Raw genomic sequence first — 13,999 nt, forward strand, 5'->3', positions numbered from 1 at the left:
GCTGCATGAAAAAAGAGCTGAGACAAACTGTACTGAACCAGATGAAGAAACTATCAGGAAAAGAAAAAGAGCAGGCAGATAGCTGGCTGACCCAGCACTTGCTCAGTTCAGCAGCTTATCAAAAAGCTCAGGTTATCGCTACTTATCTTTCAATGCCACATGAAGTCTCAACTGCAGCCTTTATCGAGCAGGCTCAGTTGGACGGCAAGCGGGTTTTAGTGCCTAAGACCTATGGCCAGGGTCGGATGATATTTGTGGATTATGATGAAAGTCGCCTTCAAAAAAGCTCTTTTGGACTTATGGAGCCGATAAGTGAAGAGGCTGTGGAGAAGACGGAGATTGATCTGATTCATGTGCCGGGTGTGGTCTTCAATTCTCAAGGCTTTCGGATTGGTTATGGCGGTGGCTACTATGACCGCTATCTGGCTGATTTTGCAGGAGCATCCATCAGCAGCATCTATAGTTTTCAACAGTCTGATTTTGAGCCCGATTATCACGATATAGCAGTAAAGGAAGTGTTGACTTATGAACTACATCTATGATAAAAAATATCCTGTAACCAGTATTTTGCTAATTTTGACAACACTTGTCTTTGTGGGGATGCTTATTTTACGTGGTTTTTCTTATGCTGAAGCACAAACGGTCTTTGAATTTGGAGCAGTATATTCTCCAACTATTATCATGAATCCCATTCAGATATGGCGTCTCTTTTCTGCTATCTTTGTGCATATTGGCTTGGAGCACTTTGTGGTAAATGTCATTACTCTTTATTTTATTGGACGGCAGGCAGAAGACATTTTTGGCTCGCGAAATTTCTTTCTGCTCTATATGATGTCTGGCCTAATGGGAAATATCTTTGTCTTCTTTTTCAGTCCGGATGCTCTATCAGCAGGAGCTTCAACCGCCTTGTTTGGACTTTTTGCCTCTATCGTGACCCTGCATTATGTCGTTCGCGACAGCTACATTCAGCAGCTGGGGCAGTCTTATATGACCTTGATTGTGGTCAATATCATCTTTAGTTTCATGCCTAGTATCAGCTTGGCGGGGCATTTGGGAGGTTTGATTGGCGGCATACTCTGTGCGGTCATTCTCCCTATCAAAGGCTCAAGCAATGCTTTTAAACCTGCTCAGCGCTGGCTAGTCTTGTTTGGCTATCTAGCCTTGGCCGCCCTTCTGATTTTTCTAGGCTTTCATCATTCCTTGATTTAATGAATCTTTAGAAAATAACTGATGAAATATCAAAAAAAGAGGTTGGGAACCTCTTTTTTATAGCTGAAATTTTATTTTCAAGGCTAGTTGTTTGAAGCCATTATTTTTTCTCTTGTTTTTTCTCTAGTTTATGACCTAAGTCAATGATATACTGCTTCAAGGAGTCTTTGACCTGCGGATGCTTGAGGGCGTAGTCGATAGAAGTCTTCATAAAGCCGAACTTGTCACCGACATCATAGCGATCACCCTTGAATTCGCGAGCGAAGACGCGCTGCGTCTTGTTGAGAGTATCAATCGCATCGGTCAGCTGAATCTCATTTCCAGCACCTGGCGCTTGCTTTTCCAAGATTTCAAAAATTTCTGGTGTCAGCAGGTAGCGGCCGATAATAGCCAAATCACTCGGTGCATCTTCAGGTTTTGGCTTTTCGACGAAAGTTTCCACGCTGTAGAGACCTTTGACGCCTTCACCTTGAGGGGCAATCACACCATAAGAAGAAACTTCCTCATGAGGGACCTGCATGACAGCGATGGTAGAAGCGTGAGTAGCCTCGTAATCATCAATCAATTGCTTGGTCAGCGGCACAGCCTTATCATTGGTGATGTCCATGAGATCATCGCCCAGCATGACAACGAAAGGCTCGTTTCCTACGAAAGCCTTAGCTTGAAGGACAGCATCTCCCAGTCCGCGCGGATGGCTCTGACGGATGAAATGCAGACCGATACCAGTGGTTTCATCAACCAATTTGAGCAAGTCGTCTTTACCCTTTTCTTTGAGGTTGTATTCCAATTCAAAGTTTGAGTCAAAGTGGTCTTCGATAGAGCGTTTTGACTTACCTGTAACAACTAGAATATCTTCAATTCCAGATTTGAGAGCTTCCTCAACGATAAACTGGATGGTTGGCTTGTCGACAATTGGCAACATTTCCTTGGCCAGAGCTTTGGTAGCTGGCAGGAAGCGGGTTCCGAGACCAGCTGCAGGGATGACGGCTTTCTTAACTTTTGACATAATTATTTCCTTTCTATTAGAACGAAGTCCATTCGTTCTCAGCCTTGAATTCATTGTTCATGATTTCATAAATGGCTTCTTTGATATTACACTTTTGATAAATAACCTTGTAGATAGCCTGGGTAATCGGCATATAAACATCCAGCTCCTGGGCCAGTTCATAGGCAGCCTTAGTGGTGGAAATTCCTTCGATAACCATGCCCATATTGGCTTCAATATCAGCTAATTTCTCGCCGCGTCCTAGAGCATTGCCGGCCCGCCAGTTGCGGGAGTGGACAGAGGTTCCTGTGACAATCAGGTCACCGACACCAGATAGGCCGCTATAAGTCAGAGGATTGGCTCCTAACTTGACACCTAGACGCGTGATTTCGGCCAGACCACGTGTGATAATAGCTGCCTTGGCGTTGTCACCATAACCTAGTCCATGGAGAGCACCAGCTCCGACTGCGATGATGTTTTTCAGAGCGCCTGCAGTCTCGACTCCGATAACATCGGTATTAGTGTAGAGGCGGAAGTAGTGATTGCTGAAGAGCTCCTGCACATACTTAGCTGTTTCCAGATCCTTAGAAGCAGCGGTGATCAGGGTAATATCGCGTACAATGGTTTCCTCAGCATGGCTGGGACCTGAGACGACGACAATCTCGCTACGTAGCTCTGCAGGGATTTCTTCTTCCAGGATAGTTGAAATCCGTTCGTGAGTATTGGGCTCCAGTCCCTTGGATGCATGCATGATTTTCACCTTATGGTCCAGAGCTTGAGCTACTTGTTTGGCTACCAGACGGGTTACCTTGGTCGGCACGACAAAAAGCACGGCATCCGCATCTTTTAAAGCTTCTTCCAGATTATGATAAGCCTTGATCTTTTCGTCCAGTACAATATCTTTGAAATAGCGTTTATTGGTGTGTTCGTCGTTGATTTCGTTGATTTGCTCAGCGATATTTCCCCAAATACGAACCTCGTGTCCGTTGTCATTTAACACTTGTGATAAGGCTGTTCCCCAAGAACCAGGACCAATCACAGCAACTCGTTGTTTATCCATATCTTCTCCTTATGATGAAATTCCGAGTCTGAATTTAAATCGGTTTTAGAGTCTATATCTCATTTTACCATATAATATAAGAAATTTCTTGCTTGACATTGTTTTTATGTGTGATATAGTAAGGAAACTAAGTCAAATAAGAAAAAAGTAGGAGGAAGCATGTTTTTTAAAAGTCTATTACGGTATAAATGGTATGCCCTGAGTTCGCTTTTGATGACCTCGCTGATGATTGCCAGCTCTCTTTTGCTGCCTTGGTTTTTAAAACATATCTTAGACGCTTTGCAGGAGCAAAATAGCCAGACCATCTACAGTATGGGCGGTTGGCTGATTGGCATCGGTTTTGTCGGGCTGGTGGCAGGAGGGATTAATGTAACCTTGGCGGCTTACATTGCTCAGGCTGTTTCATCAGATCTCCGTGAGGAGACTTTCCGCAAGATTCAGACCTTTTCTTATGCCAATATCGAGGAATTCAACGCTGGCAATCTAGTCGTGCGGATGACGAATGACATCAATCAGATTCTAAATGTGACCATGATGCTCTTTCAGATCCTCCTTCGATTGCCCATCCTTTTTATCGGATCAGTCATCTTGGCCATTGTGACCATGCCCTCTCTTTGGTGGATTATCTTCTTGCTGATTGTGCTCATAGCTGGTCTAACGGCTGTCATGATGGGGATGATGGGTCCTCGTTTTAAGAAATTCCAGACTCTTTTGGATAAGATTAATGCCATTGCCAAGGAAAATCTTCGTGGTGTGCGAGTGGTCAAGTCCTTCGTTCGGGAGGAAGACCAGTTTCATAAGTTTAGTCAGGTGTCTGATGAGCTTTTGTCAGAAAATCTCTATATTGGCTATGCTTTTTCAATCATTGAGCCAATGATGATGTTGGTCGGCTACAGTTCTGTTTACTTGGCTATCTGGACTCTGTCTGGCATGATTCAGGCGGAACCAGGCCTGGTCAGCTCCATCGCTTCTTTTATCGGTTATCTAAGCCAGATTATTTTCACCATCATTATGGTTGGTTTTTTGGGAAATGGCGTGACGAGGGGAATCATTTCTATCCGTCGGATCAAGGAAGTATTGGCGAAGGAGCCAGCTATGACTTTCCCAGACTCACCAGATGAAGAACTAGAAGGCAGCATCAGCTTTGAGCATGTGACTTTTTCCTATCCCAACGATGACGAGCCAATGCTAAAGGACATCAGCTTTGATGTTGAGCCTGGGCAAATGATTGGCGTTGTCGGTGCGACGGGTGCGGGTAAGTCTACCTTGGCCCAGCTGATTCCCCGCCTTTTTGATCCGCAGGAAGGTTCTGTCAAGATTGGCGGTCGAGATCTGCGAGAGCTTAGTCAGGGAACTCTTCGTAAAAATGTTTCTATCGTGCTCCAGCGGGCGATTCTATTTAGCGGGACCATTGCGGACAATCTTCGTCAGGGCAAGCTCAACGCTTCACTGCCTGAGATGGAGCGGGCGGCTCGTATTGCCCAAGCCAGTGAATTTATCAGCCGTATGGAAGAAAGCTTTGACAGTGCAGTGGAGGAGCGTGGCAGCAACTTCTCCGGCGGTCAGAAGCAGCGTATGTCCATTGCCAGAGGTGTTGTCAACAATCCCAATATTTTGATTTTAGATGATTCGACCTCAGCCTTGGATGCCAAGTCAGAAAAGCTGGTTCAAGAAGCCTTGAATAAAGAGCTGCAAGGAACGACGACAATTATCATTGCTCAAAAGATTAGCTCCGTCGTTCATGCAGATAAGATTCTGGTTTTGGATCAAGGACGGCTGATTGGCCAAGGGACGCATACGGAATTGGTCGCAACTAACGATATTTACCGTGAAATCTACGAAACTCAGAAAGGAAAGGAGGACTAAGATGCGGACGATTGCATTTTTCTGGCAATATTTTAAGCGTTACAAATTATCCTTTGTCGTTGTCCTTTTGATGATGATAACAGCGACTGTTTTTCAGGTCCTTTTTCCGGTTTATGTCGGTCAGGCTGTTCAGCATTTGGTTGAGTTGGGACGTGCTTTTGCAGAGAAGGGTGAGACTGATCAGATTCTGTCGACTTTTGGCAGCGTCATGGGCAGTGTATTGGTATCCTTTGTCTGCCTGTCTGTTTCTAGCCTGATTTACATGCTTTTGATGACCCGAGTTATTGCCCATTCGACCAATGAGATGCGTAAGGGCTTGTTTGGCAAGCTATCCAAGATGACAGTCGCTTTCTTTGATCGCCATCAGGATGGAGACATTTTATCGCGCTTTACCAGCGACTTGGACAATATCCTGCAAGCTCTAAACGAGAGTATGATCCAGGTTATGAGCAATGCCTTGCTCTATCTGGGCCTCGTGATTATCATGTTTGTCCAAAATGCTAGATTGGCCTGGATAACGGTAGCCAGCACACCGGTTGCTTTTCTTCTCCTAGTGGTCATCGTTAGGCTGGCTCGGAAATACACCAATCTTCAGCAAAAAGAAGTCGGCCGCCTCAATGCTTATATGGATGAAACCATTTCTGGTCAGAAAGCCGTTATCGTTCAGGGAATGCAGGAGGAGGTCATCAAAGGTTTTATTGAGCAGAATGACCGAGTACGCTTAGCGACCTTTAAAGGCCGGACCTTTTCAGGCCTTCTCTTCCCTATCATGAACGGGATGAATTTGATTAATACAGCCATTGTTATTTTTGTTGGTTCGGCTGTCTTACTGAGCGACCCTAATGTTGAAACGGCTGTTGCAGTTGGCCTGATTACCACCTTTACTCAGTTTTCTCAGCAGTATTATCAGCCCATCATCCAGATTGCAGCTAGTTGGGGCAGTCTACAGTTGGCCTTTACAGGGGCTGACCGGATTCAGGAGATGTTTGACGCGCCCGAGGAAGTCCGGCCAGAGAATGCACCTGCTTTCACAGAGCTTACAGACTCCGTGGAGATCAAGCATGTGGACTTCTCTTATGTAGAAGGCAAGCCTATTCTCAAAGACGTATCTATTTTAGCCCCTAAGGGCAAGATGACGGCTGTTGTTGGCCCGACTGGTTCAGGTAAGACGACCATTATGAACCTGCTCAATCGTTTTTATGATGTGGATAGTGGCAGCATTGAGTTTGACGGTCGCGACATTCGGGACTATGAGCTGGATAGCTTACGGAGCCATGTGGGGATTGTCTTGCAGGATTCGGTGCTATTTAGCGGTACGATTCGGGACAATATCCGCTTCGGTGTGCCGGATGCTAGTCAGGAGATGGTAGAAACGGCTGCGCGTGCGACTCATATTCATGATTATATTGAAAGTCTGCCAGACAAATACGATACCATCGTGGATGATGACCAGAATATTTTCTCAACTGGGCAGAAACAGCTGATTTCCATTGCTAGAACCCTGCTGACGGATCCGCAAGTCTTGATTTTGGATGAAGCGACTTCTAATGTCGATACAGTAACAGAGAGCAAGATTCAGCAGGCCATGGAAGCCGTTGTGGCTGGCCGAACTAGCTTTGTCATTGCTCACCGCCTCAAAACGATCCTAAATGCCGACCAGATTATTGTCCTCAAAGATGGAGAGGTCATTGAACAGGGCGATCATCACCAGCTCCTCAAACTCGGCGGTTTCTACTCCGAACTTTATCATAACCAGTTTGTATTTGAGTAGATGGTTGGTTTTGCAGCTGGATAATCAGCCAGGCTTTTAAAATATTAGATAGAAAAGTTAAAAAATCCAGCAGGTTTCTGTTCCTGCTGGATTTTTAATTAACATCAAAGTAGTGATTATTTCACATGTTTAGCCAGATCCTCTTGGGCCTTTTTATTGGATTCCTCTTTTTCTTTTTTCCATTTTTCTTGGGCCTTCTGATAGTCTTTAGTCGTGACAATCTCATCACTGATTTCCACGTATTTATGATAGTTGGCGTCTTTTGTACCTGTCTGAGCATAAGAGTTGGTAAATGGCACAATCCGAGAAATGAACGGTGCTGCTCCTCGGCTGCTCATAGTTGGCACAACGAGGGCGCTATCTGTCAGCCATGCTTGAGCTGCAGCATATTTTTCATAACGCTTATCAACATCTTGTGTTTCGTTTCCGGCCTCTTCGATCAGTTTGCTATACTCATCCAGTCCTACAGCTTTAGCAGCAGCATTGTCTTTGCCTTCAAATCCAAGGTAGGTTCTGGTCTGAGTGCTGTTACCTGGCACTAAAATGTCCAGGTAAGTAGATGGATCTTGGTAGTCTGGATCCCAGGCAACGAGACCGTTGATATCCCAGTCTTCCTGGCTAGCAGCTTCAGCATTGAAGGTGATGTTTAGTGCTTCGTCCTCAGCCAGCATCTGCAGGTCTACAGAGACATTGTCCTTGCCTAAAGCCTCTTCTAATGACTGTTTCAGAGATTGCATACGGTTGACGAAGTTAGTAGAATTCTGAGCGACAGGAACATCTAGGTGAATTGGGAATTGTACGCCTTCATTTGCAAGAGCCTGCTTGGCTTTGGCAAATTCCGCCTTGGCTTTGTCAGTATTGTGGAGACCGTCTTGACCGTCATCTAGCTTGATACCTTTCCACTCGTCACCATAGGAAGCCAGTGATTCTTCGACCAGAGTGCCAAATTCCTTGCCATTGGCTTGAACGAAAGTTGGCGGAACAAAGAGATTACGGACAGCTGGCTTGGCTGCATCTTCTCCGTTGACCTGAGCTGAATAGCTTTCGCGGTTAAGGGCAAAGGCTAGAGCTTGGCGGAAGTCCTTGTTTAGCAGAGCTTTTTTGGTAGCTTCTTTTTGTTCATCGCTGGTTTTAGAAGTGTGGTTATAACTTTGACGGTCAATGTTAAAGCTGATTAGAGCGACACCCGCTCCTGCTTCTGTCATGAAGATATTATCTTTGTATTTCTCGGCGATTGAGGAATAACTGGAAGTGGCTGGGTAGAGTCTTGCCAAACTGTAGCCGCCATCTCCAAAGGTCCGCGCTAATGAATCTTGGTCAGAACCATCGTAGTAAGACAGTTTGACACCATCAATCTTGACCTTGTCCTTATCCCAGTAGTTAGGGTTCTTCTCAAATTCGACAGAGGATTTAGAAGTAATGGATTTCATGATAAATGGACCGTTATACAGAATGGAATCTGCCTTGGTTGCCTGACCGAATTCCTTGCCTTGCTTTTCTAGGAAGGCCTCGTTGACCGGCATCATAACACCTGATGTTGTTTTAGAGTTCCAGTAGGTTTCAGGCTTGTTGAGTGTATATTGAACCGTATGATCGTCCAGTGCCTTGACTCCAACAGCTGAAAAGTCTTTGTTGGTACCGGCTGCGTATTCACTCAGCCCCTTAATAGAATCTTGGATAAGAGGGAGAGCGTCTGATTTGACATCAGCAGCATGTTTGATACCTGCCACAAAGTCCTGAGCCGTGACATCTGCGTATTCTTCGCCATCAGCGGTATACCACTTGGCATCTTTGCGCAGCTTATAGGTATAGACGAGACCATCTGGAGAAACTGTCCAATCTTCTGCGATAGACGGAGCTAAGTTTCCATATTTATCATTTTCCAGCAAGCCATCTACACCATTTGTAGTCAGCTCGTGGGTAGACCCCTTTGCCGACTGGATGTAGTCCAAAGTCGTTGGATCAGACGTAAAGACATAGCTGTAGATTTTTTTGCTGGATTGGGAACTTCCGCCTCCAGAACAAGCTGTAAGTAAGCCGACAGAGAGCAGAGTGAGCCCTGCGGCAAGAAGAATTTTTGATTTTCTCATAGGGACCTCCAAGTCATGAGTTTTTACACTGCTTATTATAACAAATTTCTGTCAAAAGTAAATAATTTTCTGACAATTCTGAAATGCTTTTCTAAATTTTAAAAAGAGATTTGTAGTGTTGCATATTCTGATAAAAAAATTTTATAACCAGCTTTAAAAAAATCTATTGGACGGCTTCGCAGAGGAGTGGTAAGATATACTATATCAAAATAAGGGGGAATCACGGTATGTGCAGAACAATTGTTGGAATTTCAGCCAATCTTTGTCCAGTAGATGAAGCTGGAAAGAATATTCACACCTCTGTCTCACGCAAGTTTGTGGACGGCGTACGAATGGTTGGTGGCCTGCCGATGGTGATTCCCGTTGGGGATAAAAGTTTAGTTCAGGATTATGTAGAAACGATTGACAAGCTGATTTTGTCAGGCGGGCAAAATGTTCACCCACAGTTTTATGGGGAAGAGAAGACCATTGACAGCGATGATTACAATATTGTCCGCGATGAGTTTGAGTTGGCACTCTTGAAAGAAGCCCTGCGCCAAAACAAGCCCGTCATGGCCATCTGCCGAGGTCTGCAGTTGGTAAATGTTGCTTTTGGCGGCACTCTCAATCAACATATCGAAAATCACTGGCAGGGCTTGCCATTTGGTACTTCGCACTCCATTCGCACGGAGAAAGACAGCGTTGTAGAGCGTTTGTTTGGTAAGGCTAGCCAGATTAATTCGGTTCATCGACAAAGCATCAAGGACTTGGCACCTAATTTCCGCGCGACAGCTTTTGATCCAAGAGACAATACCATCGAAGCGATTGAATCGGTTGACAATCATCGTATCATAGGCCTTCAATGGCATCCAGAGTTTTTAATAAATGAGGAAAAGGGAAATTTGGAGCTGTTTCAGTACCTCTTGCAAGAGCTGTAAAAAATTATTTTATTTTTTTAAGTTACTTTTAGGAAAATTTAAGATAAGTGTTCTATACTAAGACCATAAACAAAGACCTCCTAACTTTGTTTAGAAATCCTAAAACTTTTCTTTTTCATAATAATCTCCCTATAAGAACCGCCCAATCGGCGGTTTTTTTGCTTGTTCTTTGCGAATTTAGTATAATAGGGACAGCAAAAATAGAAAAGAGAAATACATGAAAATTCGCGGATTCGAGCTGGTTTCCAGCTTTACAAATGAAGATTTGCTGCCCAAGAGAGAGACGGCTCACGCAGCTGGCTACGACTTGAAAGTGGCAGAGCGCACCCTCATAGCGCCAGGGGAAATTAAGCTGGTTCCGACTGGTGTCAAGGCCTATATGCAGCCGGGCGAGGTGCTCTATCTTTACGACCGCTCGTCCAATCCTCGTAAAAAAGGTCTAGTCTTGATTAACTCCGTTGGGGTCATTGACGGCGACTACTATGGCAATCCTGGAAACGAAGGCCATATCTTTGCCCAAATGAAGAATATCACGGATCAGGAAGTCGTCCTTGAAGTTGGCGAACGTGTAGTGCAGGCTGTCTTTGCACCATTTCTGATTGCTGATGGAGATGAAGCGGAAGGTGTGCGGACCGGCGGATTTGGGTCGACAGGACATTAGTATGAAAATCATTTTTATCCGCCACGGAGAGCCAGATTATTCACTTTTGGAAGAGGCTGGTTATACTGGCTTTGGACTAGATTTGGCTCCCTTGTCGGCTGCTGGTCGTCGGATGGCGACAGAGGCCGCTGATAATCCTTTGCTGGAACAGGCGGAAATTCTGATCTCTTCTTCTGTGACGCGGGCTTTGGAGACGGCTTCCTATCTGATTCGAGACCGCCAACTCCCGCTTTTTGTGGAGCCTTTGCTGCATGAATGGCAGGTATATGAGAGTGGGACAGAAAAGTTTGAGCAGGCTCGGAAGCTGTTTTTTGAAAATAAAGGCTCACTTCCTTCAGGAAGTCCTGTCCGGTATGAGACAGCTGAGCAGATGAAAGACCGCTTTGTGCGTACCCTAAGTAAATACAGAGAATACGAGACGGTAGCTCTTGTAGCCCATCGCATGCTCATCCGCCAGTTTATAGCTGATCAGCAGATTGATTTTTGCCAGTTTGTTGAATGTGAACTGAAGTTTTAATTTTTCGTTGTAAAAAGAATCTTAACAAAAGGATTTAGAGATAAAAGAAATATGAAAGAATTTAAGAACAAGGACTATTCAACAGAAATTCGTCAGAAAATTCCAGGCTATGATGTGATGCTAGATGTGATTTTCCGAGGAGTATTGCTCAGGTTAGCACCCAGTTTAAAAGTCGATAAGGTGTTAGCTTTGGCAAGCCAGACGGATGAGTTAAATGGTTTGGCATCCTTATTTCCTGAGGCAGGGTTGACGGTTGTGGAGCCAAGTGAGGCGATGCTACAAGAGCTTAAAAGTCAGGTTCATCTGCCTCAAGCGGAGTATCTTAATAATCGATTTGAAGAAGCAGTGCTGCCTTCTGCTTATCAGATTTGTTCTTGCTTGCTAGTGTTGCAGTTTGTTGAGAATCCCAGCTTTTTTCTTCGAAAAATTTATGATTCTTTAGGTGAAGGTGGCCTTCTGATTCTTAGCTTTTTTTCCAACCAGCAACTAGGCTATTGGAAAACACTTGCTTCAGAGCTAGGAGCCAATCAGCAACAAGTTCAGCGTACTTATGAGAATCAAGATGGTTTGATGAATTCCCTCTCGCCTCAAGAAGTTGCAGACATGCTAGAAAATGCTGGCTTTACTAATATAGAGCAGGTGTGTCAGGTCTTATCTACTTTTGTTTGGATTATTAGAAAATAAGGAGAATCACCATCGCTAAGAAAAAAACGACCTTTGTCTGTCAAAATTGTGAATATCATTCGCCCAAGTATCTAGGCCGCTGTCCTAATTGTGGAGCGTGGTCTTCTTTCGTTGAGGAAGTAGAGGCTGCTGAGGTCAAGCATGCCCGTGTTTCCTTGACAGGCGAAAAGACCCGGCCCATGAAGCTGGCTGAGGTCACTTCGATTGATGTCAATCGGACCAAGACAGAAATGGATGAGTTCAACCGTGTGCTGGGTGGTGGCGTAGTGCCTGGCAGTCTGGTCCTGATTGGTGGGGATCCCGGTATCGGGAAGTCCACCCTGCTTCTGCAGGTGTCCACTCAGCTTTCTCATCGGGGCACCGTCCTTTATGTCAGCGGGGAGGAATCAGCTGAGCAGATTAAGCTACGGGCGGAGCGTCTCGGTGATATTGACAGTGAATTTTATCTCTACGCCGAGACCAATATGCAAAATATCCGCACAGAGATTGAGAAAATCAAGCCAGATATTCTGATTATCGACTCCATTCAGACGGTGATGTCGCCGGAAATTTCCAGTGTTCAAGGCTCTGTTTCTCAGGTTCGAGAGGTGACAGCTGAGCTCATGCAGCTGGCCAAGACCAATAATATTGCGACCTTTATCGTTGGTCACATGACCAAGGAAGGAACCTTAGCTGGTCCTCGAACTTTGGAGCACATGGTGGACACTGTGCTTTATTTTGAGGGTGAACGTCAGCATACTTTCCGTATCTTGAGAGCAGTCAAGAACCGCTTTGGTTCGACCAATGAGATTGGTATTTTTGAGATGCAGTCTGGCGGGTTAGTTGAGGTTGTCAATCCAAGTGAAGTCTTTCTGGAAGAGCGTCTGGATGGTGCGACAGGCTCATCCATCGTCGTGACTATGGAAGGAACGCGGCCGATTTTGGCAGAGGTGCAGGCTTTGGTGACACCGACCATGTTTGGCAATGCCAAGCGAACCACGACTGGACTGGACTTTAACAGAGCCAGCCTTATCATGGCGGTTCTAGAAAAACGGGCGGGGCTCCTCCTGCAAAATCAAGATGCCTACCTTAAGTCAGCTGGCGGTGTCAAGCTAGATGAACCAGCGATTGATTTGGCGGTAGCGGTCGCCATTGCTTCCAGCTACAAGGATCTGCCTACTAACCCTCAAGAGTGCTTTGTCGGTGAAATTGGCCTGACTGGTGAAATCCGTCGAGTCAATCGCATCGAGCAGCGTATCAACGAAGCAGCAAAGCTGGGCTTCACCAAAGTCTACGCTCCTAAAAACTCTCTGAACGGCTTCAAAGTTCCAGACAATATCCAAGTCATCGGTGTGACGACGATTGGGGAAGTCTTAAAGAAAGTATTTTCTTGATTAAAGTAGTATTGCGAAAAGTTGTTGTGCGTGCTATAATATTGCTAGAAAAAATAGGATTTGTCTGGAAATTCCTATAAGTTGTTTTTTCAGATTTTTTAGGAGGATAATCAACCATGGTAGATCATCGTATGAATGTTTCTATTACCAACAATGCTCAATTTCCCTTGGCGGAGATTGCCTTAGATGTATCAGAGTCTGTTCGTATTCAGACTGGGAGCATGATATATCACACCCCCAACGTTGTCTTGAATGCTAAAGTGAATGCAGAGTCTCAATCAATCTTTGGCATGGCAATCCAAGCTGTGGGCCGTTCTATGGCTTCTGGCGAAGGAGTGTTTGTCACTGAAGCAACTGCTCAATCAAATAACGGTCGTCTAGCCTTAGCGCCTAATGTACCTGGTCAGATTGTTGCTCTGGAACTAGGCGAAAAGCAATACCGCCTTAATGATGGAGCTTTTCTGGCTATGGATGGTTCTGCCTCTTATACTTTGGAGAGGCAGTCGGTGGGTCGAGCTCTCTTTGGTGGCCAAGGAGGCTTTTATGTGATGAGTACCCAAGGTCAGGGGACACTCTTGGTAAATTCCTTTGGCTCGATTCAAAAGGTCGAGCTGCATAATGATAGGATAACGATTGACAATGCCCACGTAGTAGCATGGAGTCGAGAGTTGGAATATGATATTCATTTAGAAAATGGTTTCTGGCAGTCCATGGGAACTGGTGAAGGAGTGGTTAATACCTTCTATGGAACTGGCGAAATTTACATCCAAAGTCTCAATATTGAAACCTTTGCAAATGTTCTTCGCCCACACCTGAATATTGACAATTCTTGAAAATTTCTAGGAGAGACTCAGGCAGTCTCTTCT

13 protein-coding genes and 2 pseudogenes are annotated in these 13,999 nt (G+C 45.1%); 12 read left to right on the plus strand and 3 right to left on the minus strand.

What is annotated here, in order from left to right; translation table 11 throughout:
• Nucleotides 1–5: 5 nt before the first annotated feature.
• Both J1C86_RS01035 and J1C86_RS01040 read left to right on the plus strand, forming a co-directional pair.
• Nucleotides 6–542, plus strand: a complete 537-nt coding sequence (locus J1C86_RS01035) for a 5-formyltetrahydrofolate cyclo-ligase (protein WP_125406572.1) — start codon at nucleotides 6–8, stop codon at nucleotides 540–542.
• The gene (locus J1C86_RS01040; RefSeq protein ID WP_002902117.1) at nucleotides 526–1,209 is read left to right on the plus strand and encodes a rhomboid family intramembrane serine protease; all 684 of its coding nucleotides are present in this window, start codon (nucleotides 526–528) and stop codon (nucleotides 1,207–1,209) included. The genes J1C86_RS01035 and J1C86_RS01040 overlap by 17 nt, the downstream gene beginning before the upstream one ends.
• A gap of 100 nt (nucleotides 1,210–1,309) precedes the next feature.
• Here J1C86_RS01040 and galU read toward each other — a convergent pair whose 3' ends face one another.
• Complete coding sequence (galU, locus tag J1C86_RS01045) at nucleotides 1,310–2,215, minus strand: UTP--glucose-1-phosphate uridylyltransferase GalU (protein WP_185755763.1); 906 nt, start codon at nucleotides 2,213–2,215, stop codon at nucleotides 1,310–1,312.
• A gap of 16 nt (nucleotides 2,216–2,231) precedes the next feature.
• Nucleotides 2,232–3,254, minus strand: coding sequence for an NAD(P)H-dependent glycerol-3-phosphate dehydrogenase (locus J1C86_RS01050; RefSeq protein ID WP_125406577.1), 1,023 nt, complete (start codon nucleotides 3,252–3,254; stop codon nucleotides 2,232–2,234).
• A gap of 159 nt (nucleotides 3,255–3,413) precedes the next feature.
• Here J1C86_RS01050 and J1C86_RS01055 point away from each other — a divergent pair, with 159 nt between their 5' ends.
• The 4 genes and pseudogenes from J1C86_RS01055 to J1C86_RS01070 all read left to right on the plus strand — a co-directional run bounded on the left by J1C86_RS01055 (nucleotide 3,414) and on the right by J1C86_RS01070 (nucleotide 6,891).
• Nucleotides 3,414–5,120: an ABC transporter ATP-binding protein gene (locus J1C86_RS01055; RefSeq protein WP_125406580.1), complete on the plus strand. Its 1,707-nt coding sequence runs from the start codon at nucleotides 3,414–3,416 to the stop codon at nucleotides 5,118–5,120.
• Nucleotide 5,121: 1 nt separating this feature from the next.
• Nucleotides 5,122–5,260 (plus strand): annotated as a pseudogene (locus J1C86_RS01060) (ABC transporter ATP-binding protein); the annotation flags it as partial.
• Nucleotides 5,239–5,967, plus strand: a pseudogene (locus tag J1C86_RS01065) (ABC transporter ATP-binding protein); the annotation flags it as partial. The pseudogenes J1C86_RS01060 and J1C86_RS01065, both read left to right, overlap by 22 nt.
• A gap of 135 nt (nucleotides 5,968–6,102) precedes the next feature.
• The gene (locus J1C86_RS01070; RefSeq protein WP_376738756.1) at nucleotides 6,103–6,891 is read left to right on the plus strand and encodes an ABC transporter ATP-binding protein; all 789 of its coding nucleotides are present in this window, start codon (nucleotides 6,103–6,105) and stop codon (nucleotides 6,889–6,891) included.
• Between the two features lie 116 nt (nucleotides 6,892–7,007).
• Here J1C86_RS01070 and J1C86_RS01075 read toward each other — a convergent pair whose 3' ends face one another.
• Nucleotides 7,008–8,981 carry a peptide ABC transporter substrate-binding protein gene (locus J1C86_RS01075; protein WP_125406586.1) on the minus strand — a complete coding sequence of 658 codons (1,974 nt, stop codon included), beginning with the start codon at nucleotides 8,979–8,981 and terminating at the stop codon, nucleotides 7,008–7,010.
• Nucleotides 8,982–9,208: 227 nt separating this feature from the next.
• Here J1C86_RS01075 and J1C86_RS01080 point away from each other — a divergent pair, with 227 nt between their 5' ends.
• The 6 genes from J1C86_RS01080 (at nucleotide 9,209) to J1C86_RS01105 (ending at nucleotide 13,966) form a co-directional block, all read left to right on the plus strand.
• Nucleotides 9,209–9,898: a gamma-glutamyl-gamma-aminobutyrate hydrolase family protein gene (locus tag J1C86_RS01080; protein ID WP_002934505.1), complete on the plus strand. Its 690-nt coding sequence runs from the start codon at nucleotides 9,209–9,211 to the stop codon at nucleotides 9,896–9,898.
• A 217-nt stretch (nucleotides 9,899–10,115) separates the two neighbouring features.
• On the plus strand, nucleotides 10,116–10,559 hold the full coding sequence (locus J1C86_RS01085; RefSeq protein ID WP_002899178.1) for a dUTP diphosphatase: 444 nt from the start codon (nucleotides 10,116–10,118) through the stop codon (nucleotides 10,557–10,559).
• Nucleotide 10,560: 1 nt separating this feature from the next.
• Nucleotides 10,561–11,076 carry a histidine phosphatase family protein gene (locus J1C86_RS01090; protein WP_125406589.1) on the plus strand — a complete coding sequence of 172 codons (516 nt, stop codon included), beginning with the start codon at nucleotides 10,561–10,563 and terminating at the stop codon, nucleotides 11,074–11,076.
• 51 nt (nucleotides 11,077–11,127) lie between these two features.
• Nucleotides 11,128–11,760 (plus strand): class I SAM-dependent methyltransferase, encoded by a 633-nt coding sequence (locus tag J1C86_RS01095; RefSeq protein WP_125406592.1) that lies wholly within the window; start codon nucleotides 11,128–11,130, stop codon nucleotides 11,758–11,760.
• Between the two features lie 5 nt (nucleotides 11,761–11,765).
• On the plus strand, nucleotides 11,766–13,133 hold the full coding sequence (gene radA, locus J1C86_RS01100) for a DNA repair protein RadA (RefSeq protein ID WP_125406595.1): 1,368 nt from the start codon (nucleotides 11,766–11,768) through the stop codon (nucleotides 13,131–13,133).
• A 116-nt stretch (nucleotides 13,134–13,249) separates the two neighbouring features.
• On the plus strand, nucleotides 13,250–13,966 hold the full coding sequence (locus J1C86_RS01105) for a TIGR00266 family protein (protein ID WP_125406598.1): 717 nt from the start codon (nucleotides 13,250–13,252) through the stop codon (nucleotides 13,964–13,966).
• The last annotated feature ends 33 nt before the right edge of the window (nucleotides 13,967–13,999 follow it).

The organism is Streptococcus sanguinis, from assembly GCF_050220005.1.
GTDB lineage: Bacteria > Bacillota > Bacilli > Lactobacillales > Streptococcaceae > Streptococcus > Streptococcus sanguinis_Z.

Coding starts and splice junctions, on each gene's coding strand:
- J1C86_RS01035 (WP_125406572.1), top strand. CDS start 6: ATGAAAAAAGAGCTGAGACAAACTGTACTGAACCAGATGAAGAAACTA.
- J1C86_RS01040 (WP_002902117.1), top strand. CDS start 526: ATGAACTACATCTATGATAAAAAATATCCTGTAACCAGTATTTTGCTA.
- galU (WP_185755763.1), bottom strand. CDS start 2,215: ATGTCAAAAGTTAAGAAAGCCGTCATCCCTGCAGCTGGTCTCGGAACC.
- J1C86_RS01050 (WP_125406577.1), bottom strand. CDS start 3,254: ATGGATAAACAACGAGTTGCTGTGATTGGTCCTGGTTCTTGGGGAACA.
- J1C86_RS01055 (WP_125406580.1), top strand. CDS start 3,414: ATGTTTTTTAAAAGTCTATTACGGTATAAATGGTATGCCCTGAGTTCG.
- J1C86_RS01070 (WP_376738756.1), top strand. CDS start 6,103: ATGTTTGACGCGCCCGAGGAAGTCCGGCCAGAGAATGCACCTGCTTTC.
- J1C86_RS01075 (WP_125406586.1), bottom strand. CDS start 8,981: ATGAGAAAATCAAAAATTCTTCTTGCCGCAGGGCTCACTCTGCTCTCT.
- J1C86_RS01080 (WP_002934505.1), top strand. CDS start 9,209: ATGTGCAGAACAATTGTTGGAATTTCAGCCAATCTTTGTCCAGTAGAT.
- J1C86_RS01085 (WP_002899178.1), top strand. CDS start 10,116: ATGAAAATTCGCGGATTCGAGCTGGTTTCCAGCTTTACAAATGAAGAT.
- J1C86_RS01090 (WP_125406589.1), top strand. CDS start 10,561: ATGAAAATCATTTTTATCCGCCACGGAGAGCCAGATTATTCACTTTTG.
- J1C86_RS01095 (WP_125406592.1), top strand. CDS start 11,128: ATGAAAGAATTTAAGAACAAGGACTATTCAACAGAAATTCGTCAGAAA.
- J1C86_RS01105 (WP_125406598.1), top strand. CDS start 13,250: ATGGTAGATCATCGTATGAATGTTTCTATTACCAACAATGCTCAATTT.